The 22,112-nt window shown below is 67.8% G+C and carries 18 protein-coding genes and 2 pseudogenes; 7 read left to right on the top strand and 13 right to left on the bottom strand.

Translation table 11 applies throughout. The features are described 5' to 3' along the window. The first annotated feature begins 73 nt into the window (after window positions 1–73). A complete protein-coding gene (locus IPF36_RS27020; protein ID WP_195431425.1) occupies window positions 74–691 on the top strand; it encodes a hypothetical protein in 618 nt (205 codons plus the stop codon). A 164-nt stretch (window positions 692–855) separates the two neighbouring features. Then, a complete protein-coding gene (locus tag IPF36_RS27015; RefSeq protein WP_135705034.1) occupies window positions 856–2,082 on the top strand; it encodes a cystathionine beta-lyase in 1,227 nt (408 codons plus the stop codon). 45 nt (window positions 2,083–2,127) lie between these two features. Here the strand turns inward: IPF36_RS27015 and IPF36_RS27010 are convergent, their stop codons facing one another. The 6 genes and pseudogenes from IPF36_RS27010 to mfd all read right to left on the bottom strand — a co-directional run bounded on the left by IPF36_RS27010 (window position 2,128) and on the right by mfd (window position 8,735). Next, window positions 2,128–2,367, bottom strand: coding sequence for a DUF2789 domain-containing protein (locus tag IPF36_RS27010; protein WP_029049291.1), 240 nt, complete (start codon window positions 2,365–2,367; stop codon window positions 2,128–2,130). 64 nt (window positions 2,368–2,431) lie between these two features. Beyond that, window positions 2,432–2,707 (bottom strand): annotated as a pseudogene (locus IPF36_RS27005) (PepSY domain-containing protein); the annotation flags it as partial. 155 nt (window positions 2,708–2,862) lie between these two features. Further along, entirely contained in the window at window positions 2,863–3,717 is an 855-nt protein-coding gene (serB, locus tag IPF36_RS27000) for a phosphoserine phosphatase SerB (RefSeq protein ID WP_195431424.1), read from the bottom strand. 108 nt (window positions 3,718–3,825) lie between these two features. Then, window positions 3,826–3,967 (bottom strand): annotated as a pseudogene (locus tag IPF36_RS26995) (amidohydrolase); the annotation flags it as partial. Window positions 3,968–3,979: 12 nt separating this feature from the next. Further along, on the bottom strand, window positions 3,980–5,194 hold the full coding sequence (argE, locus tag IPF36_RS26990; RefSeq protein WP_195431423.1) for an acetylornithine deacetylase: 1,215 nt from the start codon (window positions 5,192–5,194) through the stop codon (window positions 3,980–3,982). A 91-nt stretch (window positions 5,195–5,285) separates the two neighbouring features. Next, window positions 5,286–8,735, bottom strand: coding sequence for a transcription-repair coupling factor (gene mfd, locus IPF36_RS26985; protein ID WP_195431421.1), 3,450 nt, complete (start codon window positions 8,733–8,735; stop codon window positions 5,286–5,288). Between the two features lie 234 nt (window positions 8,736–8,969). Here mfd and ispD point away from each other — a divergent pair, with 234 nt between their 5' ends. Together ispD and ispF are read left to right on the top strand one after the other, a co-directional pair. Further along, entirely contained in the window at window positions 8,970–9,719 is a 750-nt protein-coding gene (gene ispD / locus IPF36_RS26980; protein WP_133096852.1) for a 2-C-methyl-D-erythritol 4-phosphate cytidylyltransferase, read from the top strand. 14 nt (window positions 9,720–9,733) lie between these two features. Further along, complete coding sequence (gene ispF, locus IPF36_RS26975) at window positions 9,734–10,243, top strand: 2-C-methyl-D-erythritol 2,4-cyclodiphosphate synthase (protein WP_133096853.1); 510 nt, start codon at window positions 9,734–9,736, stop codon at window positions 10,241–10,243. 42 nt (window positions 10,244–10,285) lie between these two features. On the opposite strand, the gene IPF36_RS26970 is transcribed toward ispF, so the two are convergent. The 5 genes from IPF36_RS26970 to ompR all read right to left on the bottom strand — a co-directional run bounded on the left by IPF36_RS26970 (window position 10,286) and on the right by ompR (window position 14,678). Continuing rightward, window positions 10,286–10,861 (bottom strand): GNAT family N-acetyltransferase, encoded by a 576-nt coding sequence (locus tag IPF36_RS26970; RefSeq protein WP_133096854.1) that lies wholly within the window; start codon window positions 10,859–10,861, stop codon window positions 10,286–10,288. 214 nt (window positions 10,862–11,075) lie between these two features. Then, window positions 11,076–11,597, bottom strand: coding sequence for a carboxymuconolactone decarboxylase family protein (locus tag IPF36_RS26965; RefSeq protein WP_133096855.1), 522 nt, complete (start codon window positions 11,595–11,597; stop codon window positions 11,076–11,078). A 118-nt stretch (window positions 11,598–11,715) separates the two neighbouring features. After that, the gene (locus IPF36_RS26960; protein ID WP_133096856.1) at window positions 11,716–12,264 is read right to left on the bottom strand and encodes a peroxiredoxin; all 549 of its coding nucleotides are present in this window, start codon (window positions 12,262–12,264) and stop codon (window positions 11,716–11,718) included. A gap of 317 nt (window positions 12,265–12,581) precedes the next feature. Next, on the bottom strand, window positions 12,582–13,931 hold the full coding sequence (locus tag IPF36_RS26955; protein WP_133096857.1) for an ATP-binding protein: 1,350 nt from the start codon (window positions 13,929–13,931) through the stop codon (window positions 12,582–12,584). Window positions 13,932–13,955: 24 nt separating this feature from the next. Next, window positions 13,956–14,678 carry a two-component system response regulator OmpR gene (gene ompR, locus IPF36_RS26950; protein WP_010810107.1) on the bottom strand — a complete coding sequence of 241 codons (723 nt, stop codon included), beginning with the start codon at window positions 14,676–14,678 and terminating at the stop codon, window positions 13,956–13,958. A gap of 438 nt (window positions 14,679–15,116) precedes the next feature. Between ompR and IPF36_RS34855 the strand changes: the two genes are divergently transcribed. Continuing rightward, a complete protein-coding gene (locus IPF36_RS34855; protein ID WP_255519910.1) occupies window positions 15,117–15,344 on the top strand; it encodes a hypothetical protein in 228 nt (75 codons plus the stop codon). A 16-nt stretch (window positions 15,345–15,360) separates the two neighbouring features. Here IPF36_RS34855 and IPF36_RS26940 read toward each other — a convergent pair whose 3' ends face one another. Both IPF36_RS26940 and hpnD read right to left on the bottom strand, forming a co-directional pair. After that, on the bottom strand, window positions 15,361–16,623 hold the full coding sequence (locus tag IPF36_RS26940; protein WP_135705040.1) for a Zn-dependent hydrolase: 1,263 nt from the start codon (window positions 16,621–16,623) through the stop codon (window positions 15,361–15,363). Between the two features lie 36 nt (window positions 16,624–16,659). Further along, a complete protein-coding gene (gene hpnD, locus IPF36_RS26935) occupies window positions 16,660–17,496 on the bottom strand; it encodes a presqualene diphosphate synthase HpnD (protein WP_195431419.1) in 837 nt (278 codons plus the stop codon). 424 nt (window positions 17,497–17,920) lie between these two features. Between hpnD and IPF36_RS26930 the strand changes: the two genes are divergently transcribed. Beyond that, window positions 17,921–18,985, top strand: coding sequence for an efflux RND transporter periplasmic adaptor subunit (locus tag IPF36_RS26930; RefSeq protein WP_240745988.1), 1,065 nt, complete (start codon window positions 17,921–17,923; stop codon window positions 18,983–18,985). A 7-nt stretch (window positions 18,986–18,992) separates the two neighbouring features. Next, entirely contained in the window at window positions 18,993–22,106 is a 3,114-nt protein-coding gene (locus tag IPF36_RS26925) for an efflux RND transporter permease subunit (RefSeq protein ID WP_135705042.1), read from the top strand. The last annotated feature ends 6 nt before the right edge of the window (window positions 22,107–22,112 follow it).

Here is a 22,112-nt window from a genome sequence, read left to right as displayed (position 1 = left end):
ACGCGCTGGTGACGATGTGCATCGGCGGCGGGCAGGGCATTGCCGCGATCTTCGAACGCATCTGAGGTTCGACTTGCGCCGTGTGCTGCTGAAATTGTCTGTCCCGGCGCTGGCTGCCGTGCTCGTCCTGGCGGGCACGGCGCAGGCGACACCGGCGACCGAGTTGTCGACCGGCCCGGTTGGGGCGGCATCGGTTGGCGGTGAAAGCCTGGGCATCAACCAGGCCATCCGCGATGGCGAGGCCAAACGTGGCACGGCACTGTCGACCGGCGCGCCCAGGCCGCTGGCGCCGCGCCCCGAGTATTCCTCGCTGCCGGTCTATGTCGGCAAGGTCGGCGACCAGCCCGTGCGACTGCGGCTCGGCCCCAAGCCCGACGAGCGCGACAGCGTGCGCGGCGAATACAGCGGCCGCGGCGCCGGTGTGCGCCTGCTTGCCGGCGAATGGGAAAACGGCGCTTTCCTGATGGAAGAGTCGGACGATGGTACGCGCGTAACCGGCAACTGGGAGGGCAACATCGACGCCAGCGGCGCCGTGCGCGGCACCTGGACCGATGCCTTCAATCCCGCCATCGTGCTGCCGTTCTTTATCCGCCCGCTGGGCGTGCTGGTCATCCCGCCTTTCGACATGACGCCCAACAGCGGCGTCACCTACGCCCCGCCGCCGCCCAAGTCGTCGATCTCGGGCTGGTAAGCGCACGCATCTTCCCCTGAAATGCGAACCGCCGTCGTTCCCGGTGGCGCGGCCGGCATTTGCTGGTAAGCTCGAAGGCTCACCGAGTCTCATTCCTGGCCGGACAGCGTGATGCCTGCTTGGCATCGTGCCAGCGCCGGCCAGCAGCCAGCAAGGAATCCGCCGTGTCCGATTCGCCGTCCGACAAGCCCGCATCCCGCCCCCATTACCTGCAGACCGTCGCGGTCCAGCCCGAGCTGGACATCGCCTCCGGCTTTGCCTCATTCTCGCCCGCCACCCACCGTGGCTCGACCGTGGTGTTCCGCAACCTGGCCGAACTGCGTGCGCAAGGTGACGGTGCCACCACCTACTGGCGCTACGGCCTGCACGCCACCCCGACCAGCGAGGCGCTGTGCCAGCACCTGGCACTGATCGAAGGGGCGCGCCATACCTTGCTGCTGCCTTCCGGGCTGGCGGCGATTTCGCTGGTCTACTTCGCGCTGCTCAAGAGCGGCGACGACGTGCTGATGCCGCACAACGTCTACGGCCCCAACCGCGACCATGGCGAATGGCTGGCGCGCGACTATGGCGTGTCGGTGCGCTACTACGATCCGATGGACGCTGCCGGCATGGCCGCGATGATCCGGCCCGAGACGCGCCTGATCTGGATGGAGTCGCCGGGTTCGGTGACGATGGAAGTGGCGGACACCGATGCCATCGTCGCCGCCGCGCGGGCGCATGGCGTGCTGACCGCGATCGACAACACCTGGTCGGGCGGCGTCTACTTCCGCCCGTTCGAGAAAGGCATCGATATCTCGGTGCAGGCGCTGACCAAATACCAGTCCGGCGGCAGCGATGTGCTGATGGGCGCGGTCATGACCTGTGACGATGCGCTGCACGACCGCCTGCGGCGCACCCGCATGCTGATGGGCTGGGGCGTGTCCGCCGATGACTGCCACCTGGTGCTGCGCGGGCTGCCGAGCCTGCCGGTGCGGCTGGCGGCGCACGACCGCGGCGCGCGCGAAGTCGCCGAATGGCTGCGCCAGCGGCCCGAGGTCGCGCGTGTGCTGCATCCCGCGCTGCCTGACTGCCCGGGCCACGCCAACTGGCGGCGCGACTTCACCGGCGCTACCGGCCTGTTCGCCATCATCCTGCGCGCGCGCTACTCGCGCCAGCAGGTCGATGCCTTTGTCGAGGCGCTGCAGTTGTTCGCGATCGGCTGGTCGTGGGGCGGCGCGCACAGCCTGGCAGTGCCTTACCACGTCCAGAACATGCGTCCGGCAGGCACCTGGCCGCCGGCCGGCTGGCAGGACACCGGTGAACTGGTGCGGCTCTATATCGGCCTGGAAGACACGCGCGACCTGATCGCCGACCTGCGCCAGGCGATGGAGGCGCAGTTGGGCGCGGCGTAAGGGATGTAAGGCTTAGGCGGGGCGCGCAGGCGCCCCGCGCCCGCTTCAGGCAGGCTTGCGCAGAGCCAGGTTGAGCTGGTCGACCACCTCGGCCCAGTCGGCGTCGTCGAGAAGCTCGTCGTGCAGCAGCGCTGACTGCGCCGGCGTCCAGAACGGCGCCTCTGCCAGCTCCACATCGTCTGGCAGCGGCGCGTGCTGGCCGATGAAGCTGCGGATGCTGGCCTCATCGGAAGCCAGGCCGAGTTGCGCGAACAGTTCGGAAAACTGGTGGAAGGTCGGTTCCATGGCGGTCGGGTCTGTTGGTTGGGGGCTCATGTAGTGTAGCCGAGCCCCGTTCAACCGCCGGCGCTCAGCGGGCGTCGGCGCCGGACATCGGCTTGGCGCCGGCGGCGGCCGTGTCCGTGGCCGCGGCGGCGGCACGCGGCAGCGCCCACACCGACTCGGCCGGTCCGCTGCGCGCACGCCGCCGGGTGGCGCGGGCGAGGGCGACGAAGCCTGCCGCCAGCGCGATGGCGCCGATATCGAAGCCGGCGATGATCCAGTGCCCGCTGGGGATGCTGCGCAGCAGGTGGTCGCCGGTCAGGATGGCGTTGGACAGCGGCACGGCCAGCGCGGCCAGTGCCGCAGTAGATTCCGCTGACCGGGATGCCCGGAGTGTTGGAGAAGGGGCGTCGAAAGGTGGCACAACCGCCACCCAGCGGCGCAACGGACCCGACGCCATGGAATCCACGCCACGGAATCGACGCCACGGAAGCGGCGCTGCCGCCCCCTTGCGTGACTTCAGTGGGGGAACAGTGCCAGCAGCCCGTCCAGCCCGACATGGTTGAACGCCACGCTGGCCTGCGCGCGCACCACCGGCTTGGCGCGGAAGGCCACCGAGAGCCCGGCTACGGCCATCATCTTGAGGTCATTGGAACCGTCGCCCATGACGATGGCCTGGTCCGGCGTGGCGCCGATCTGTGCGCAGACTTCCCGCACGGTACGGGCCTTGACGTCGGCATTGACGATCTCGCCGACCACGCTGCCGGTCAGCTTGCCGTCGACGATTTCCAGCGTGTTGGCGCGGGTGAAGTCCAGCTTCAGGCGCGGCTTGAGCTGGTCGGTGAAGTGGACGAAGCCTCCGGACACCAGCAGCGTCTTGATGCCCAGCGCCTGCACGGCCTGCAGCATGCGCTCGGCACCCGACGACAGGCGCAGGCGCTCGGCGTAGACGCGGTCGAGCACGCTGGCGTCCAGGCCCTTTAGCAGCGCCACGCGGCGCCGCAGGCTTTCGTTGAAGTCGGTGATCTCGCCACGCATCGCGGCTTCGGTGATGGCGGAGACCTCGGCCTTGAGGCCGCAGAAGTCGGCGATCTCGTCGATGCACTCGATCGTGATCAGCGTCGAGTCCATGTCCATCGCCACCAGCCGGAAATCCGACAGCCTGCGTCCGGCCGGGACCACGGCCCAGTCGATCGCGCGCGGACCGCAGAAATCATCCAGCGCATCGCGCAGCGCCGGCGTCAGCGGCGCGCAGTCCTCGGCGGCAGCCACGGTGTCGCTGCGCGGCACCAGCGCGGAGGCGCGGGCGAGGGTGCGGGCGGTGTCGAGGTCGGCGGCGGAAAGCGGGGCGGTGCTCTGGAGGATCAGGGGCATGGCAGGTGAGGATCGGGCGCGCGCAGCATGGCGGGCAGGCAGGGCGGCAACGCGGAAAAACCGCTATTGTAGCCGCCCTGGCCGGCTGGCTGAGCACTGCCCGGATGCTCAGCGCCGCGCCATCAGCATGTAGTCCACCGTCAGGTTGGACAGCGCGCGCACGCCGTTGATCAGCGCCGGCTCGTCCACATAGAACTCGGGCGAGTGGTTGAAGGGCGCCCTGGTCACATCCTGAGCCTGGTGTCACGCCAGACATAGTTGGTCAGGCCATGCGCAGGCTATCCACCACCTTATGCAGGAACGCTTCGCACGCCGCCAGCTGCTCCAGCGCGACAAACTCATCCGGCTTGTGCGCCTGCTGGATATCGCCAGGCCCGCACACCACCGCCGGAATGCCCGCGCGCTGGAACAGCCCGGCCTCGGTGCCATAGGCAACCTTGTTGGTCTCGCGATCGGCCGTCAGCGCGCGCACCAGCTGCGTGATCGCGGCCTGCTCGGCAACATCCAGCGACGGCGCGGCGGCAATCTTGCTGAGCGTCAGGTCGGCATCGGCATGCTCGGCGCGCATCTTCGGCAGCAGCACGTCGTTGGCGTAGGCATGGATCCGCGCGTAGATCGCTTCCGGATCCACCCCGGGCAAATTGCGGAACTCGAATACGAACTCGCACAGCGCCGGGATGGTGTTGAGCGCGATCCCGCCCTGGATGGTGCCGGTCTGCGCGGTGGTATAAGGCACGTCGAAGGCCTGGTCGTAAGGGCCGTTGGCCTTGAATTCATCGGCGATATCGCGGATGAAGCAGATCAGCCGCGCCGCGTATTCGATCGCATTGACGCCGCGCGGCGTCAGCGACGAGTGCGCGGCCTGGCCCCGCACGCAGCAGCGGTAGGCATTGATGCCCTTGTGCGCGACGATCACGCGCATGCTGGTCGGCTCGCCCACGATGCACCCGCCGGGCGTCACGCCGCGGTCGCGCAATTCGGCCAGCAGGTAGGGCGCGCCCATGCAGCCGATCTCTTCATCGAAGGAGAAGGCGTAGTGGACCGGCTCGCGCAGCTTCGCGCCGAGGATGGCCGGCAGCAGCGACAGGCTGGTGCCGATGAAGCCCTTCATGTCGCAGGTGCCGCGGCCATAGAGCTTGCCGTCGCGGATCACCGGCTTGAACGGATCGGTGGTCCAGTCCTGGCCGTCCACCGGCACCACGTCGGTGTGGCCCGACAGCACGATGCCGCCGTTGGTGCCGCCATCGGCCGCGGGCACCGTGACAAAGAGATTGGCCTTGTCCTGCTGCGGGTTGTAGCTCAGATGCGGCTTCAGGCCCTTGGCCAGGAAGTGGTCGCGCACGGTCTCGATCAGGCCGAGGTTGGAGTGGCGGCTGGTGGTGTCGTAGGCGACCAGCCGCTGGGTCCATTCGAGCGCGCTGCCTCGCGCGGCGTGGTCATTGACGGTCTGGCTGGGGGCGGCGGCTTGGGCTGGCATGGGGCGCTATCACTAACCGATCAGGAGTCCGATGCTACACCCGGTCGTGTACCGAGTCCATGCAATCGGCGCATGACGCCGCCCCGCAGGTTTACGACAGTTGCCGCAGCGTGTGCTTGATCGTCTGCGCGCGTACCGTCACGTCCGGCATCTTGGCCTCGATGCGCAGCTTGTCCTGCCCGGCCAGCTTGATATGCCGGTTCTTCTGTACCAGGTCGATGATGCGCATGGCATCGATCGGCGGGTTGGGCACGAACTGCACGCTGAAGGTGGCCTCGCCCGCATCGATCTTGCGCACGCCCAGCGGCGCCGCGGCGATGCGCAGCCGGTGCGTTTCCACCAGCGCCTGCGCCTGCGCCGGCAGGCGGCCGAAGCGGTCGATCAGTTCTTCCTGGATATCGTCGACACGCTCGGCGGTTTCGCAATTGGCCAGGCGCTTGTACAGCGACAGGCGTTCATGCACATCGCCGCAGTAGTCGTTGGGCAGCAGCGCCGGCGTGCCGAGGTTGATCTCGGTGGTCGCCGCCAGCGGTGCCATCAGGTCCGGCTCCTTGCCGGCCTTCAGCGCCTTGACCGCGTGGTTGAGCATGTCGGTGTAGAGCTGGAAGCCGATCTCGTGGATCTCGCCCGACTGCTTGTCGCCGAGCACCTCGCCGGCGCCGCGGATTTCCAGGTCGTGCATGGCCAGGTAGAAGCCCGAGCCCAGTTCCTCCATCTGCTGGATCGCCTCGAGCCGGCGCTGCGCCTGCTTGGTCAGGCCGTCGACATCATGCACCAGCAGGTAGGCATAGGCCTGGTGGTGCGAACGCCCGACGCGGCCGCGCAGCTGGTGCAGCTGCGCCAGCCCGAACTTGTCGGCGCGGTGGATCAGGATGGTGTTGGCGGTCGGCACGTCGATGCCGGTCTCGATGATGGTGGTGCACAGCAGGATGTTGTCGCGGCGCGAGACAAAGTCGCGCATCACGCGCTCCAGCTCGCGCTCGTGCATCTGGCCGTGCGCCACCGCGATGCGCGCCTCGGGCACCAGCTCGGCGAGCTTCGCGCGCTTGTTCTCGATGGTCTCGACCTCGTTGTGCAGGAAGTAGATCTGGCCGCCGCGCTTGAGTTCGCGCAGGATGGCCTCGCGGATCACGCCGTCTTCCTCGCGGCGCACGAAGGTCTTGATCGCCAGCCGCTTCTGCGGCGCGGTCGCGATTACCGAAAAATCGCGCAGGCCTTCCAGTGCCATGCCCAGCGTGCGCGGGATCGGCGTGGCGGTCAGCGTCAGGATGTCGACCTCGGCGCGCAGCGTCTTCAGCGCTTCCTTCTGGCGCACGCCGAAGCGGTGTTCCTCGTCGATGATGACCAGGCCCAGCCGCTGGAACCTGACCTGGTCGGACAGGATCTTGTGCGTGCCGATGACGATATCGACGCTGCCCTCGTTGATCTGCCTGATGGCCGCGTCGATCTCCTTCTTGGTCTTGAAGCGCGACAGTTCGACGATGCGCACCGGCCATTCCGCGAAGCGGTCGGACAGCGTCTGGAAGTGCTGCTCGGCCAGCAGCGTGGTCGGCGCGAGCATCGCCACCTGCTTGCCGCCCAGCACCGCGACAAAGGCCGCACGCAGCGCGACCTCGGTCTTGCCGAAGCCGACGTCGCCGCAGACCAGCCGGTCCATCGGCTTGCCCGAGGTCATGTCGGCGATCACTGCGGCGATGGCGGCGGCCTGGTCCGGCGTTTCCTCGAAGCCGAAGCTTTCGGCAAAGGTCTCGTAGTCCTTTGGCGACAGCGGGAAGGCGAAGCCCTCGCGAGCGGCGCGGCGTGCGTAGAGGTTGAGCAATTCGGCAGCGGTATCGCGGATCTGCTGCGCAGCGCGGCGCTTGGCCTTGTCCCACTGGCCCGAGCCCAGGTGGTGCAGCGGCGCAGTGTCCGGATCGGCGCCGGAGTAGCGCGAGATCACGTGGAGCTGGTGCACCGGCACATACAGCTTGCTGCTTTTGTCGTATTCGAGGTGCAGGAATTCCTCGTCGCCCTGGCCCATGTCGAGGGACACCAGGCCGTGGTAGCGGCCGATACCGTGCTCGCTGTGCACCACCGGATCGCCGATCTTCAGTTCGGCCAGGTCGCGCACCATCGAGTCGACGGCGGTGGCCTGCTCCTGCTTGCGGCGGCCGGCGCGGCGCGCGGTGCCGGCATATAGCTCGGCTTCGGTGACGAAGGCGAGCTGACCTTGCGGCAACGCGAAGCCGCTCTGCAAGGGTGCCACCGCGATCGAGAAATGCGCCTCGCCGGCGAGGAATGCGGCAAAGTCGTCCACCGGATGCGGGCGCAGGCCGCTTTCGGCGAACAGCTGCAGCAGCGTCTCGCGCCGGCCGGCGGAATCGGCGCACATCAGCACGCGGGTCGGCGTGTCGAGCAGCAGCGATTCCAGGTTGACCAGCGGATCTTCCGCGCGCCGGTTGACGGAGACATCCGGCAGGATCGCCGAGAACGGCACCTGGTCCGCGCCTGGCTCCGTCTGCAGCACCAGCCGCGCCATCGGCTTGGCGCCGACGAAAAACTGCTCCTCGGACAGGAACAGGTCGGCCGGCGGCAGCAGCGGACGCTCGCGGTCGTGCCGCATGAAGTTGTAGCGCTGCGTGGTGTCGGCCCAGAAGCGGCGGATCGCTTCGTCGATGTTGCCCGCGAAGGCCAGTTGGGTATCCGCGGGCAGGTAGTCGAACAGCGTCGCGCTCTCTTCGAAAAACAGCGGCAGGTAGTACTCGATGCCCGCCGACGGCACGCCGTTGCCGATGTCCTTGTAGATCGGCGACTTGGTCGGGTCACCCTCGAAGACTTCGCGCCAGCGGCCGCGGAACGCGGTGCGCGCGGCTTCGTCGAGGGGGAATTCGCGGCCCGGCAGCAGGCGCACTTCCTTGACCGGGTAAAGGCTGCGCTGCGTGTCCGGGTCAAACGCGCGGATAGTCTCGATCTCGTCGCCGAACAGGTCGATCCGGTACGGCAGCGCAGATCCCATCGGGTACAGGTCGATCAGGCCGCCGCGCACGCTGTATTCGCCCGGGCGCATCACGGCGCTGACGTGCTCGTAGCCGGCCAGCGTGAACTGCGCCTTCAGCGCGGCCTCGTCCAGGCGCTCGCCCTGCTTGAAGAAGAAGGTGTAGGCGGCCAGGAAGGACGGTGGCGCGAGCCGGTACAGCGCGGTGCTGGCCGGCACCAGCATCACGTCGCATTGCCCGCCCTGGATGTCGTGCAGCGTGGCCAGGCGTTCGGAGACCAGGTCCTGGTGCGGCGAGAAGCTGTCGTAGGGCAGCGTTTCCCAGTCGGGCAGCAGGCGCACGCGCAGCTCGGGCGCGAACCAGGGGATTTCCTCGGCCAGGCGCTGGGCGTCGACGGCATTGGCGCACACCACTGCCAGCATCGGCGCGCGCGCGCGGTGCTGCCGCGCGTAGGCGGCAAGGGCCAGGGCATCGGCCGAGCCACGCAGGCCGGCCACGGTGTGGCGCAGGCCGGGCTTGACCAGCGGCAGGTTGACGAAGGGCAGGGAGGGCGGAGCGTCAGGCATGTCGGCAACGGGGCGTTCAAAACGACGACACCCCGCCGGCAGCGCGGGCGGGGGTCGGACAGAATGCTGCGGGCACGTGGCGGCACCCGCCCACGCCGCCAGGCACGCATGCGCCATGGCGACGGGCAAGGGCCGTATTATAGAATGCGACCCGGTTGTCCCGCTGGCGCCACGGCGCCTGCGCTAGCCCAGTCCCTTGCAGCTTCACTTCGCCATCCACTTCCTGCCCCAGCCGTGTCCGCTCGCCGCTTTGCCCTGATTCCCTGTGCCGGTACCGGCAGCCGCGCCGGCGGCGCCGTTCCCAAGCAATACCAGACCGTGGCCGGCCGGCCGATGATCTGGTACGCGCTGGCGGCGTTCTCGGCGTGCGACGCGATCAACGCCACCGCGCTGGTGCTGGCGCCCGATGACATGCCGCTGGAATCGCGCTTCGGCGCCGCTGCGTTCGCCGGGCTGCGCTTCGACACCGCCTTCGTTGGCGGCGACACGCGGCATGCGTCGGTGCTGGCGGGGCTGCATCACCTGGCCCAGCTCGGCGCCACCGATACCGACTGGGTGCTGGTGCACGACGCGGCGCGCCCGGGCCTGACCCCGGCGATGATCCACGCGCTGGTGCGCGCGGTCGAAAGCGACGGCGACGACGATCCGGATGCGGCCATCGGTGGCATCCTGGCGGTGCCGGTGCCCGACACCCTCAAGCGCGCGCAGGACGATGCCCGCATTGGCGGCACCGTGCCGCGCGAAGGGCTGTGGCAGGCGCAGACGCCGCAGATGTTCCGGCTGGGCGTGCTGCGCCAGGCGCTGCAGGATGCCTTGGCGGCCGGCGCGGTGGTGACCGACGAAGCCAGCGCGATCGAACGGCTGGGGCTGCATCCGCGGCTGGTCAACGGCTCGCTGCGCAATTTCAAGGTGACATACCCGGAAGACTTCGCGCTCGCCGAAGTGCTGCTGGGTACAGGCGCACCAGGAGCAACAGGAGCATAAGGAGCGTAACCGCAATGATGCCTTTCGATATCCGCGTGGGTCAGGGCTATGACGTCCACGCGCTGGTGCCGGGCCGCAAGCTGATACTGGGCGGCGTGGAGATCCCGCACGACCGCGGCCTGCTGGGCCATTCCGATGCCGACGCGCTGCTGCACGCGGTGACTGACGCGCTGTTCGGCGCAGCCGCGCTGGGCGATATCGGCCGCCATTTCCCCGATACCGACGCGCGATTTGCCGGCGCCGACAGCCGCGTGCTGCTGCGCGAGGCAGCGCGCCGCGTGCGCGAGGCGGGCTATGAAATCGGCAATGTCGATGCCACCGTGATTGCGCAGGCGCCCAGGCTGGCACCGCATATCGGCGCGATGGTGGCTAACCTGGCGGAAGACCTCGGGCTGGCGCCGGGGCGCTGCAACGTCAAGGCAAAGACCAACGAAAAGCTGGGCTTCGAAGGACGGCAGGAAGGCATCGTGGCGCAGGCCGCGGTGCTGGTCTGGCGCGCCTCGGTGACGGGCGCGCAGGACTGAGCGACCTGTGGCGGGCGCAGTGGGTGGCGCGGACGAGCTTTGCTAGCTGCGCGGCGCGTCCGCCGCCGGGGCGTTGTCCGGCGGGATGGCGTAGGTGTAGTCGATCAGCCGCGCCATCGCGCCCGAGCGCGCACCGGCCTCGGTGCGCTTGGTGAAGCCCATCTGCTGCACCAGCCGGTTGGCCGAGTCCATCTCCGGCATGGTTCGCACCAGCAGCGTAGGGGAGCCGATATCGCGCGCGCGCTGGATGCAGATCTGCATCAGGGTGCGCCCCAGCCCCAGGCCGCGCGCCTGCGGGCTGACCGACAGCAGCCGCGCCTCCGGCTGCGTCAGCGTGATGGTGCTGCCGTCGAGCGCGGGCAGCGTAGCCCCGGGATGGCAGAACAGCACGGCACCCATGATGCCGTGATCGGTTTCCGCCACCCACCATTCCATGTCGGGATTGCTGGTCGCCAGTACCGCCTGCATGCCGCGCTGGAACGAGGCCCGGCAGTCTTCCATGATTTCCAGCTCATACTGGCCATAGGCTTGCTGCGTGACGGCAGCGATGTCGCCCCAGTCATGCACCGCGGCAAGGCGGTAGTGGAAACGGGGGGAAGTCGGCGAAGGCAGGGTCATGGCAGGCTGAAGGTGCATATGCTGCCTGGATTGTAGGCCGATCGCCGCGCCAGTGCAGTCCCGATGCGGGGGCGGTTGCAAGATGGGAACAGCCGGCAGTTCCCGCTGGGAAGCTGCCGGCTGCTGTGCTACAGGGGCCGTGGGACGGCCCCGTCGGAGGGCGCGGGGGCGCGCTGTGTGCTTGTTGCGTGCTCGTTACGTGCTCGCTGCCTGCTTACTCGGCGGCGATCACGTTGGCCGCGGCCACGATCACCGCGGCGATGCGGCCCACGTCGCGCAGCTGCTGCGCGGTCATGCCCTGTTCGTTCTTCAGCAGCTGGTAGTGCGACTTCACGCAGAAGTGGCACTTGCCCACGATCGACGCGGCCAGAGCGTACATCTCGAAACGGCGCTTGTCCACGCCGCCATGGGTGGCGTAGGCGTTCATCCGCAGGCCGGCCGGCTGGGTCGACAGGTCGGTATCGTCCGCCATTTCGACGTATGGGTACCAGGTGTTGTTCATGCCCATCAGCGCCGCGGCGGTCAGTGCGCCGTTGGTTTCCTCGGGCGATAGCACGCCGGCATTGCGGATGGCATCCACCAGCACCTTGCTCTGCGCCGCGAATGCCGCCGCCAGCGCCACGCCGACCGCATCGTTGCCTTCCAGCGAGGAACGGGCGATGGTGCCGTCCACATTCAGGCGGATATCCTTGGCGTAATCGGGGATGAGATTTTTAATTGTGCTGAGGAATTCCATTTATTTCTCCTATCGATCGGGGCCCAAAAAACCCGCGCAAGCGGGTTTCGGAGCGGAGGGCAGGGCCCTCCGCGGCTCGCCACGGTGTCTGGCGAAGAATTGCAGGTGACAGCGCAAATTACAGCGTTGCGCCACCAACGGCACGGTTGCACGGGCACAGCTCGTCCGTTTGCAGGCCGTCCAGGATACGCAGGACTTCGTCCGGGTTGCGGCCGACGTTCAGGTTGTTCACCGAAACGTGCTGGATCACGTTGTCCGGGTCGACGATGAAGGTCGCGCGCAGGGCCACGCCGGCGGCCTGGTCACGCACGCCCAGCTGGTCGATCAGCGAGCCGGTCACGTCGGCGAACTGCCACTGGTTCAGCTTGTTCAGGTCCTTGTGCTCGCGGCGCCATGCCAGCTTGACGAACTCGTTGTCGGTCGAACCGCCCAGCACGATCGCGTCGCGGTCAGCGAAGTCGCCGTTCAGCTTGGCGAAGGCAACGATTTCGGTCGGGCACACGAAGGTGAAGTCCTTCGGGTAGAAGTAGATGACCTTCCACTTGCCTTCGAACGACTTTTCGGTGATGTCTTCGAAAGCCGACTGGCCGTTCTCTTCGTGATTGTTGAAACCCGGCTTGACACCGACGACGTGGAAGGCTTCGAGCTTTTCACCAACGGTCTTCATAAGACTATCTCCAGATACGGTTGCGATAAGTACAGTGTCCGCCGCTGGCCCGGCGTGAAGCTTGCCAGGCACTTTGCTGCGGCGCACCGCGACAAAACGTGATTATGCGTGAACATCCCGCGGGGGGCTAATTGATATTCTCAAAGAGTCCGATAGGCACGGCATGCAGTGGTTCAGCGCCGGGCAGGGCCGACGCAGCGAAGCGGCAAGTATGCCATGCAAGGCAGGCACACAAAGGGCTAGTTGGTGACGATCCGCCGGGATTCAAGCCGGCTGCAGCACGGCACCGCTGCGACGCGCGCGGAAGGCAGCCGCGCTCAGGCGCGGCGGAAGCAGGCGCTGACCACCAGGCCCGAATCCGGCGCGGGGCGGTTGGCCAGCAGCAGCCGTCCGCCGTTGCGCTGCATGATGCGGTTGACGATGGACATGCCCAGTCCCGCGCCCTTGGCCTCGCTGCGCGCGCTGTCGAGCCGGTAGAACGGCCGCGTCAACAGCGACAGCTGGCCTTCGGGCACGCCATTGCCGCGGTCGGCTACGGTCAGCACGGCTTCCTTGTCATCGACGCGGGTGGAGATCTCGACCACCGCCATGCCGCTCTGCTCGTCCTTGGCATAGCGGCGCGCGTTCTCTACCAGGTTGTCGAGGATGCGCTGGACTTCCATGCGGTTGGCCACGGCCATCACCGGCGCGTTGGCGCGCACATGCACGCGCACGTCGTCGTGCGCGGCATAGACGCCCACGGCATCGTGCACCAGTGCCGACAGGTCGACCGGTTCGACGGTCTCCAGCGGCGGCCGCGCGTAGTTGAGAAACTGGCCGATGATCGCGTCCATCTGCTCGATGTCGGCGATCATGGCGTCGCGCGTGGGCGTGTCCATCGGCGACATCTCGGTCTCCAGCCGCAGCCGCGTCAGCGGCGTGCGCAGGTCGTGCGAGATGCCGGCCAGCATCACCACGCGGTCGTCGTCAAGCTGGCGCAGGTCTTGCACCATCTGGTTGAAGCTGTGGTTGGCCAGCGCCACCTCGCTGGCGCCGCGCTCGGGCAGCGGCGGCGGGTCGCCGCCGGCGCCGATCGCGCGCGCGGCATTGGCCAGGCGCTTGAGCGGATAGTTGACGCGCGCGGTGATAAAGGCCGCGCCGATGATCGACAGCAGCAGCGCGGCAATGCTCCACCACAGCCACTGGATGCCGGGCACGCGTTCGAAGCGCTCGGGGCTGATCGCGACCCAATAGTCGTCGCCCTCGATCTCGAAGCTGACCCAGACACCAGGGATATCGTTGACGGTGGTGGCCAGCACGGTGTCCTCGCCCAGGCGGCTGCGGATTTCCTGCTGGACCAGCGAGGTCAGGAAGGGATTGGCGGTAGGCGCGGCGAAGTCGTCGTCCTTCTCGCGCGGATAGACCTTGATGCCTTCGTTCTGCACCAGGTCGAGCAGCAGGAAGCGGCGCCGCGCGGGGTCGGAGTAGAGCAGCGCGGCGCGCGTGAGCTTGACCACGCTGACCACCTGCATGGCGATCTGCTGCGCGCGCGGGGCGCGTTCGAACAGCCGGTAGCTCTGGAACCAGATGCCCAGCGAGATCGCCAGCAGCAGGGCGATAAGCATGAAGGTTCGCCAGAACAGCGAACCAAAGAACCGCGTCGCGGTTCTGCCGATAACGGTCGCCACGATAGGAACAGCGGCCGTTATCGGTTATTTCACGCCATCGGGAATGAAGACGTAGCCCAGGCCCCAGACCGTCTGGATAAAACGCGGGTTGCTGGGGTCCGGCTCGATCAGCTTGCGCAGGCGCGAGATCTGCACGTCCAGGCTGCGATCGAACACTTCATATTCGCGGCCGCGCGCCATTTCCATCAGCTTTTCGCGCGACAGCGGCTGGCGCGGATGGCGGGCGAATACCTTGAGCACCGAGAATTCGCCGGTGGTGAGCGTGATTTCCTCGTCGTTCTTGGTCAGCGTGCGCGTGGCCAGGTTCAGCACGAAGTCGCCGAAGGCAAAGGTCTCGGGAGTTTCCGACGGGGCGCCGGGCACTTCGGCCGGGCCCTTGCGGCGCAGCACCGCGTGGATGCGCGCGATCAGCTCGCGCGGATTGAACGGCTTGGGCAGGTAATCGTCGGCGCCCATTTCCAGGCCGACGATGCGGTCCACGTCCTCGCCCTTGGCGGTGAGCATGATGATCGGAGTCTGGTCGTTGGCACCGCGCAGCCGGCGGCAGATCGACAGGCCATCTTCGCCCGGCATCATCAGGTCCAGCACCAGCAGGTCGAAACGCTCGCGCAGCCAGAGCTTGTTCATCGCGGTGGCGTTTTCCGCCACCAGTACGGTGAAACCCTGTTCGCCCAGATAGCGGCGCAGCAGATCGCGCAGACGCGGGTCATCGTCGACGACAAGAATCTTGTGGCTGGTATTTTCCATGGCGGTATCTTAGCGACTATCGCTTTCGCTCAAAATGGCTTAACAAAACGTTACATACTTTACCCCGTGGTATGGCAGCGTGCATCAATCGTGCGATTACACTGCGCCATCCCGTCTATTTGCGCTCCTTGCGGACTGATTTTCCGCGCATTTGCACCGCATGATCCGCGGCATCGGCTGCCCTGGCTCGCGGGCCCTGGCCCGATGCTTGCAGAGGCCAGCAGCGCCAGGCGGGGATCGGACGGGGTAACGAAATTTCCCGGCTTCAGATGGTTTCAACGACCGCGTTTCCCGAAGCCAAGACCGCCATTATCAATGAAAGTGAACCGAACCCGGCACGGGCCTCCGCAGCATGGTATAGCCGGCGCATGTATTGCGCTTGCGGCTGCCGCATGGCTGCTGGGGCCGGCCGGGCCGGCGCGGGCCCAGTCGGCCGGCATGGCCAACCTGCTCAAGCGCCATCCGTCGACGCAGGCAAGCGATCCGGGCAACGGCCAGCGCGAGGCGCGTGCCCGTGCCGAGCGCCATCGCGCCGAGCAACGCGAGACCGACCGCCGCCGCGCGGACGAACGCGAGCGCGGCGGTTCGCGGCTGTCGCCGGACGAGCGGCGCCGCCTGCGCAAGAGCCTCTACGATTTCGGGCGGGAGATGTACGACGGCAGTTGAGCGCTGCCGTGTGCTGTCAGCCGCGCGGCTGGAAGTGGCGCAGGAAGTCGACGAAGACTTCGGCCGCCAGCTGCGCATCTTCGGCGGTGATGGTCTCCAGCGGGTTGTGGCTGATCCCGCCATTGCCGCAGCGCACGAACAGCATCGCCACGTCGGTGATGCGGTGCATCATCATGGCGTCGTGGCCGGCGCCGGAAGGCAGCTCGAACGCCTCCATCCCCCGCTTCTTCAATACCGCGCCGAACTGGTCCATCAGCCAGCGGGCGCAGGGCGCGTTGTTGACCGGCGGCACGCGCTCGACCTGCGCCAACAGCCCGCGCCGTGCGGCGATCCGTTCGATGCCGGCGACGATGTCGGCAATGGCCGCCTCGCGGATGTCGTCGGCGCCGGCGCGGATGTCCATCGAGAAGGTGCAGGCGGCCGGGATCACATTGCTCGAGCCATTCGGCACCTGCAGCTGGCCGACGGTGCCGACCAGCGTGGGCGCGGCGGCGCAGCGCTCTTCCACCAGCAGGATCATCTCGGCCGCACCCGCGGCGGCGTCCTTGCGCATGCCCATCGGGGTGGTGCCGGCATGGCTGGCCTGGCCTTCCACCCGGACCTGGAAGCGGCTGCTTCCGGCAATCTGCGTGACCACGCCCAGCGGCAGGCCGTGGTGCAGCAGCACCGGCCCCTGTTCGATATGCACTTCGACAAAGCCCAGCAGTGTCGCCGGATCGATCGCCGCGGCACGCAGCGCATCCAGGCCGCCGGCGCCGGGCAGGCCGGAGGCGGCCAGCGCCTCGGCCAGCGTGACGCCGTCAGCGTCGGCGCGGGCGAGCAGCGCGGGGTCGAAGCGGCCCGCCAGCACGCTGCTGGCCAGGAAGCTGGTCTTGAAGCGCAGCCCTTCCTCCTCGGCGAACCCCACCACCTCGAAGTGGTACGGCAGCCGTATCCCGGCCCGGTTCAGCGCATCCACCACGGCGATCGGCAGCAGGATGCCGAGGCGCCCGTCATAGCGGCCGCCATTGCGCACCGTATCGAAGTGCGAGCCGGTCATCAGCACGCGTGCATCGGTGACGGCGGGGTCGGCGGCGTAGCGGCCGATGACATTGCCGATGGCGTCGATGCGCACCTGCATGCCCGCGGCTTCCATCCATTGCGCCAGCCGGTCCTGCGCGGCGCGGTGCGCCGGCGTCAGGTAGGCGCAGGTGAGGCCGCCTTCCATGTCGGAGAAGCGGGCGAGCTGGTCGGCGTGGTCGAGGATGGCCTGGCCGAGGGAAGCGGTGGTCTGGGTCATGGCGGGTATCGTGGCTTGCGGCCTGTTTGCTATGTGTCAGCTATTGCGGATCCAGGTCTTCCATGCGATCCACAGCTTGCGCAGCGGCGTCAGTGCGATGCGCTGGCTGAGGACCTGGAACTGGCTGGCTTCCAGCTCATCGAGCAGCGCATGGTAGATCGCCCCCATCAGCAGGCCGGCGCGCTGGGCGCGGCGGTCCTGGCGGGGCAGGGCTGCCAGCGCCTCGCGGTACAGCTTGCGGGCGCGTTCGGCGTGGTATTGCATCAGCGCGACGAAGCGCTCGGAATGCTGGCCCTTGAGGATTTCCGAAGCCGGCACCTGGAACTGCTGCAGCGTATTGACGGGCAGGTAGATGCGGCCGCGCCGGGCATCCTCGCCCACGTCGCGCAGGATATTGACCAGCTGCAGCGACAGGCCGAGCTTCTCGGCAAACTCCAGCGTCTTGGGGTCGGTATAGCCGAACAGCCGCGCGCTGAGCGTGCCGACCACACCGGCCACGCAATGGCAGTAGCGGTTCAGGCCGGCCTCATCAAGGTAGCGTGTCTGCGTCAGGTCCATCTCCATGCCGTCGAGCACTTCGGCCATTTCGCCCTGCGGCAGGCCGGCGCCGGCAACATGCGGCTGCAGCGCCTGGGTCGTCGGGTGCGTGGGCGCGCCGTCGAACAGCCGCCGCAGTTCCGCGCGCCACCAGTCCAGTTGCTGGTGAGCCAGGCCAGTATCATGCGTATCGTCGACCACGTCGTCGACTTCGCGGCACCAGGCGTACAGCGCGGTGATGGCGCGCCGGCGCTCGGCCGGCAGGAACAGGAAGCTGTAATAGAAGCTGGAGCCGCTCTGGGCGACTTTCTCTTGGCAATACTGATCGGGCGTCACGCCGGTCTCGGTCTGAAGATGGGGTGGGGGAAGGATGGCAGAAGCGCGGGGCGCCGATTGTAGCATCGCCGATCCGGACAGCCGGACGCCGGCTGACGACCCGGCGGCGGCCATTTAACCACAGCTCGTCCGCCGGGAACGGCACCCGAGGAGGCATTCCAGACATTTCGTCGCCTGTCGTTTGACGCACCCCCGCGGGGATCGCTATATTACTGACCGGCCAGTTATTTATTGCCCCGCACTGGCCTCCACGGCCGACGGCCTGCCTTGCCAGCTGTTCCATCCGACTCCTAGCTTACCGATGCCAGTGCTTTGCCCAGTGCCGGAAGTTGCGGCCGCAGCGACTCTTTTTGACACAAAATCGTTACGCCGCGCGCGCTTCGGGCGCTTCGCGGCTGCCGCGCTGGTGACCGTCGCCGCTGTCATGGTCGCGGGCTGCGGCAAGAAGGCCGAACCGGTGCAGGAAGTCCGTCCGGTGCGCCTGATGCAACTGAGCCAGCACAGCGGCAAGACCGCCTTCGAATTTTCCGGCGACGTGCGACCGCGCGTCGAATCGCGGCTGGGGTTCCGTGTGGGCGGCAAGATCGCGGCCCGCCTGGTGGATGTGGGTGCCGTCGTCACCAAGGGCCAGCCGCTGGCCCGGCTCGACCCGACCGATCTTTCGCTGGCCGAAGCAGGCTCGCGCGCCCAGTTCGAGGCGGCGAAGACCGACCGCGACCTTGCCGCGTCCGACCTGAAGCGCTACAACGACCTGTTTGCCAAGGGCTTTATCAGCGCCGCCGAGCAGCACCGCCGCCAGGCCAGTTTCGAGGCGGCCGACTCGCGCCTGCGCCAGGCCCAGGCCGGCCTGCGCAGCCAGGCCAACCAGACCGGCTATGCCGTGCTGCACGCCGACGCCGACGGCGTGGTCACGGCCATCGACGCCGAGGTGGGCCAGGTCGTCACCGCGGGCCAGCCGGTGGTGCGCGTGGCCCAGACCGCGGAGAAGGAAGTGGCGATCGGCCTGCCGGAAGACCAGGTAGACCTGCTGCGCGGCATTACCGATGTCAGTATCCATACCTGGGCCGAGCCGAAGCGCGCGCTGCCCGCCCGCGTGCGCGAGATTGCCGCGGCAGCCGACCCGGTCACGCGCACCTATGCGACCCGCGTCACCATTCCCGATCCGCCCGCCGACCTCAAGCTCGGCATGACCGCTGTGGTGACCTTCGTGCGGACCGGGGCCACTCCCGCGATCCGCGTGCCGCTGACCGCGCTGCTGCAGGAGCAGGGCCGCAACCAGGTGTGGATCTACGACGCCGCCGCCGGCACGGTCAAGCCGGTCACGGTGACGCTGGGCGAGGCCGTCGGCAACGAGGTGGAAGTGCGCCAGGGGCTGGCGCCGGGCCAGGCCATCGTCACCGCAGGCGTACACCTGCTGCGCCCGGGGCAGAAGGTGCGGCCGCTGCAGACCGTCGCGCCCGCTTCCGCGCCGACCCCCAGGGAGGGCTGAAGCCGGCATGGATCATTCCCGCTTCAACCTGTCGCGCTGGGCGCTCGAGCACCAGCCGCTGACCCGTTACCTGCTGGTGGTGCTGTTGCTGGGCGGCCTGCTGGCGTTCTTCCAGCTGGGCCAGGACGAGGACCCGCCCTTTACCTTCCGCGTGATGGTGGTGCAGGCGTTCTGGCCGGGCGCCACCGCCGAGCAAATCGCGGTGCAGGTGACCGACAAGATCGAACGCCAGCTGCAGGAAGTGCCTTACGCCGACAAGATCCGCAGCTTCTCCAAGCCCGGCGAGACCACGGTGATCTTCCAGCTCAAGGACACCTCGCCGGCGAAGGAAACCGCGCAGATCTGGTACACCGTGCGCAAGAAGATAGGCGACATCCAGCAGACGCTGCCCGCGGGCGTGCGCGGGCCGTTCTTCAACGACGAGTTCGGCGACGTCTACGGCACAATCTATGCGTTGTCCGCCGACGGCTTCAACTACAAGGAGCTGCGCGAGTACGCCGACCTGGTGCGGCAGGAATTGCTGCGCGTGCCGTCGGTGGCCAAGGTGTCGCTGATCGGGCTGCAGGACGAGAAGGTCTATATCGAGTTCAACCAGGCGCGCTTTGCCCAGCTCGGGCTGGACATCAATGCCATCGCCGACCAGATCTCGCAGCAGAACAACCTGACCGGCAGCGGCGTGCTGGTCACGCCGAGCGACAACCTGCAGGTGCGCCTGTCCGGCCAGTTCGCCAGCGTCGGCGACCTGGAGAACCTGGTGCTGCGCGGGCCCAATGGCATCGCCAATATCCGTCTCGGCGACATCGCGCATGTGTACCGCGGCTATGTCGACCCCACGCAGACACGCATGCGCTTCAACGGCAAGGATGTGATCGGGCTGGGCATCTCGATGCAGAAGGGCGGCGACATCATCCAACTCGGCAAGGACCTGCGCGCGGCCTTCGAGAAGCTGCGCGGCCAGCTGCCGGTCGGCATCGAGATGGACCAGGTGCAGGACCAGCCCAAGGCGGTCAGGCAATCGGTGGGCGAGTTCGTGCGCGTGCTGATCGAGGCCGTGGTGATCGTGCTGGCGGTCAGCTTTGTCGCGCTGGGCTTGCATACGCGGCCGCTGCGGCTGGACGTGCGGCCCGGGCTGGTGGTGGCGCTGACGATTCCGCTGGTGCTGGCGGTGACCTTCCTGTTCATGCACATCTTCGGCATCGGCCTGCACAAGATCTCGCTGGGCGCGCTGATCGTGGCGCTGGGGCTGCTGGTCGACGACGCCATCATTGCGGTCGAGATGATGGTGCGCAAGCTGGAAGAGGGCTTCTCCAAGATGGAGGCAGCCACCTTTGCCTATACCTCGACGGCGATGCCGATGCTGACCGGCACGCTGATCACGGCGGCGGGCTTCCTGCCGGTGGGGCTGGCGCGCTCGACGGTGGGCGAGTACACCTTCGCCATCTTTGCCGTGACCGCGCTGGCGCTGGTGCTGTCGTGGCTGGCGGCGGTGTACTTCACGCCTTACCTCGGCTACCTGCTGCTCAGGACGCGCGGGCCGGGCGCCGGCGAGCACCATGAGGTGTTCGACACGCCGTTCTACGCGCGCTTCCGCCGGCTGGTGGACTGGTGCGTGACGTGGCGCAAGACCGTGATCGCCATCACGCTGGTGACGTTCGTGCTGGGCATCTATGCGTTCAAGTTCGTCGAGAAGCAATTCTTCCCCGACTCCAGCCGGCCCGAGCTGATGGTGGAACTGTGGATGCCGGAAGGCACCAGCTTTGCCCAGATGGAAGCCGAAGCCAAGCGCTTCGAGCGGCTGGTGGGCAAGGACAAGCAGGTGGAAAGCCTGACCACCTTCGTCGGCACCGGCGCGCCGCGCTTCTACCTGCCGCTCGACCAGATCTTCCCGCAGAGCAACGTGGCGCAGGTGATCGTGATGCCGGTCAGCACCGAGGTGCGCGATGCATTGCGCCGTCGCATCATCGCGCTGCTCGACACCGAATTGCCGTACCTGCGCGGCCGCGTCAAGCTGCTGCCGAACGGGCCGCCGGTAGCGTATCCGGTGCAGTTCCGCGTGATCGGCCCGGAGGCGGGCGCGGTGCGCCAGCTGGCCGACCAGGTCAAGGCCGAGATGCGCGCGAACCCGAACACGGTCGGCGTCAATGACAACTGGAACGAGAACGTCAAGATGCTGCGCCTGGAGATCGACCAGGACAAGGCGCGCGCGCTGGGCGTCACCACCAGCGCGATCGCGCGCGTGACGCAGACCGTGCTGACCGGCGTGCCGGTCGGGCAGTACCGCGACGGCGACAAGCTGATCGAGATTTTGATGCGCACGCCGCGCAACGAGCGCGATGCCATGTCCGACCTGAACAACGTGCTGGTGCCGACCAACACCGGCCGCACCGTACCGCTGACGCAAGTGGCCCGCGTGGCGCTGAAGTCCGAGCCCGGCGTGGTCTGGCGCGAGAACCGCGACTTCGGCGTGACCGTGCAGGCGGACGTGGTCGACGGCATCCAGGGCCCGACCGTGACCGCGCAGATCAACCCGCAGCTGGACAAGCTGCGCGCGCAGTTGCCGGCGGGCTACCGCATCACGGTGGCCGGCGCGGAAGAGGAAAGCGGCAAGGCCGGCGCTTCGATCGCGGCGCAGCTGCCGCTGTGCATCTTCCTGATCTTCACGCTGCTGATGCTGCAGCTGCACAGCTTCTCGCGCGCGCTGATGGTGTTCCTGACCGGCCCGCTGGGCCTGATCGGCGCCGCCGCGACGCTGTTGCTGCTGCGCGCGCCGATGGGGTTCGTGGCGCAGCTGGGGATCACCGCGCTGCTGGGCATGATCATCCGAAACTCGGTGATTCTGGTCGACCAGATCGAGCAGGACATCAGCGCGGGCGTGCCGCCCTGGACCGCCATCGTCGAGGCCGCGGTGCGTCGCTTCCGCCCGATCATCCTGACCGCCGCGGCGGCGGTGCTGGCGATGATCCCGCTGTCGCGCTCGATGTTCTGGGGGCCGATGGCGGTGGCGATCATGGGCGGGCTGATCATCGCCACCGTGCTGACGCTGCTGTTCCTGCCGGCGCTGTATGCGGCGTGGTTCCGCATCAGGCGGCCCGAGGCAGGGGTGGGGGCGCTGGCGGCCTGACGGGCC

Source organism: Cupriavidus sp. IK-TO18 (genome assembly GCF_015549295.1).
GTDB classification, from domain to species: Bacteria; Pseudomonadota; Gammaproteobacteria; order Burkholderiales; family Burkholderiaceae; genus Cupriavidus; species Cupriavidus oxalaticus_A.
The sequence above is the reverse complement of the archived record's forward strand: the minus strand, read 5'-3'. Positions and strand labels throughout refer to the sequence as shown.

Excerpts from the sequence above, each read along its gene's own strand:
- IPF36_RS26925 (WP_135705042.1), top strand. The coding sequence starts at position 18,993 with ATGGATCATTCCCGCTTCAACCTGTCGCGCTGGGCGCTCGAGCACCAG.
- IPF36_RS26940 (WP_135705040.1), bottom strand. The coding sequence starts at position 16,623 with ATGACCCAGACCACCGCTTCCCTCGGCCAGGCCATCCTCGACCACGCC.
- IPF36_RS26970 (WP_133096854.1), bottom strand. The coding sequence starts at position 10,861 with ATGACCCTGCCTTCGCCGACTTCCCCCCGTTTCCACTACCGCCTTGCC.
- argE (WP_195431423.1), bottom strand. The coding sequence starts at position 5,194 with ATGCCAGCCCAAGCCGCCGCCCCCAGCCAGACCGTCAATGACCACGCC.
- ispF (WP_133096853.1), top strand. The coding sequence starts at position 9,734 with ATGATGCCTTTCGATATCCGCGTGGGTCAGGGCTATGACGTCCACGCG.
- IPF36_RS34855 (WP_255519910.1), top strand. The coding sequence starts at position 15,117 with ATGGCCAACCTGCTCAAGCGCCATCCGTCGACGCAGGCAAGCGATCCG.
- ompR (WP_010810107.1), bottom strand. The coding sequence starts at position 14,678 with ATGGAAAATACCAGCCACAAGATTCTTGTCGTCGACGATGACCCGCGT.
- serB (WP_195431424.1), bottom strand. The coding sequence starts at position 3,717 with ATGCCCCTGATCCTCCAGAGCACCGCCCCGCTTTCCGCCGCCGACCTC.
- mfd (WP_195431421.1), bottom strand. The coding sequence starts at position 8,735 with ATGCCTGACGCTCCGCCCTCCCTGCCCTTCGTCAACCTGCCGCTGGTC.
- IPF36_RS26965 (WP_133096855.1), bottom strand. The coding sequence starts at position 11,597 with ATGGAATTCCTCAGCACAATTAAAAATCTCATCCCCGATTACGCCAAG.
- IPF36_RS27010 (WP_029049291.1), bottom strand. The coding sequence starts at position 2,367 with ATGGAACCGACCTTCCACCAGTTTTCCGAACTGTTCGCGCAACTCGGC.
- IPF36_RS26960 (WP_133096856.1), bottom strand. The coding sequence starts at position 12,264 with ATGAAGACCGTTGGTGAAAAGCTCGAAGCCTTCCACGTCGTCGGTGTC.
- IPF36_RS26930 (WP_240745988.1), top strand. The coding sequence starts at position 17,921 with ATGGTCGCGGGCTGCGGCAAGAAGGCCGAACCGGTGCAGGAAGTCCGT.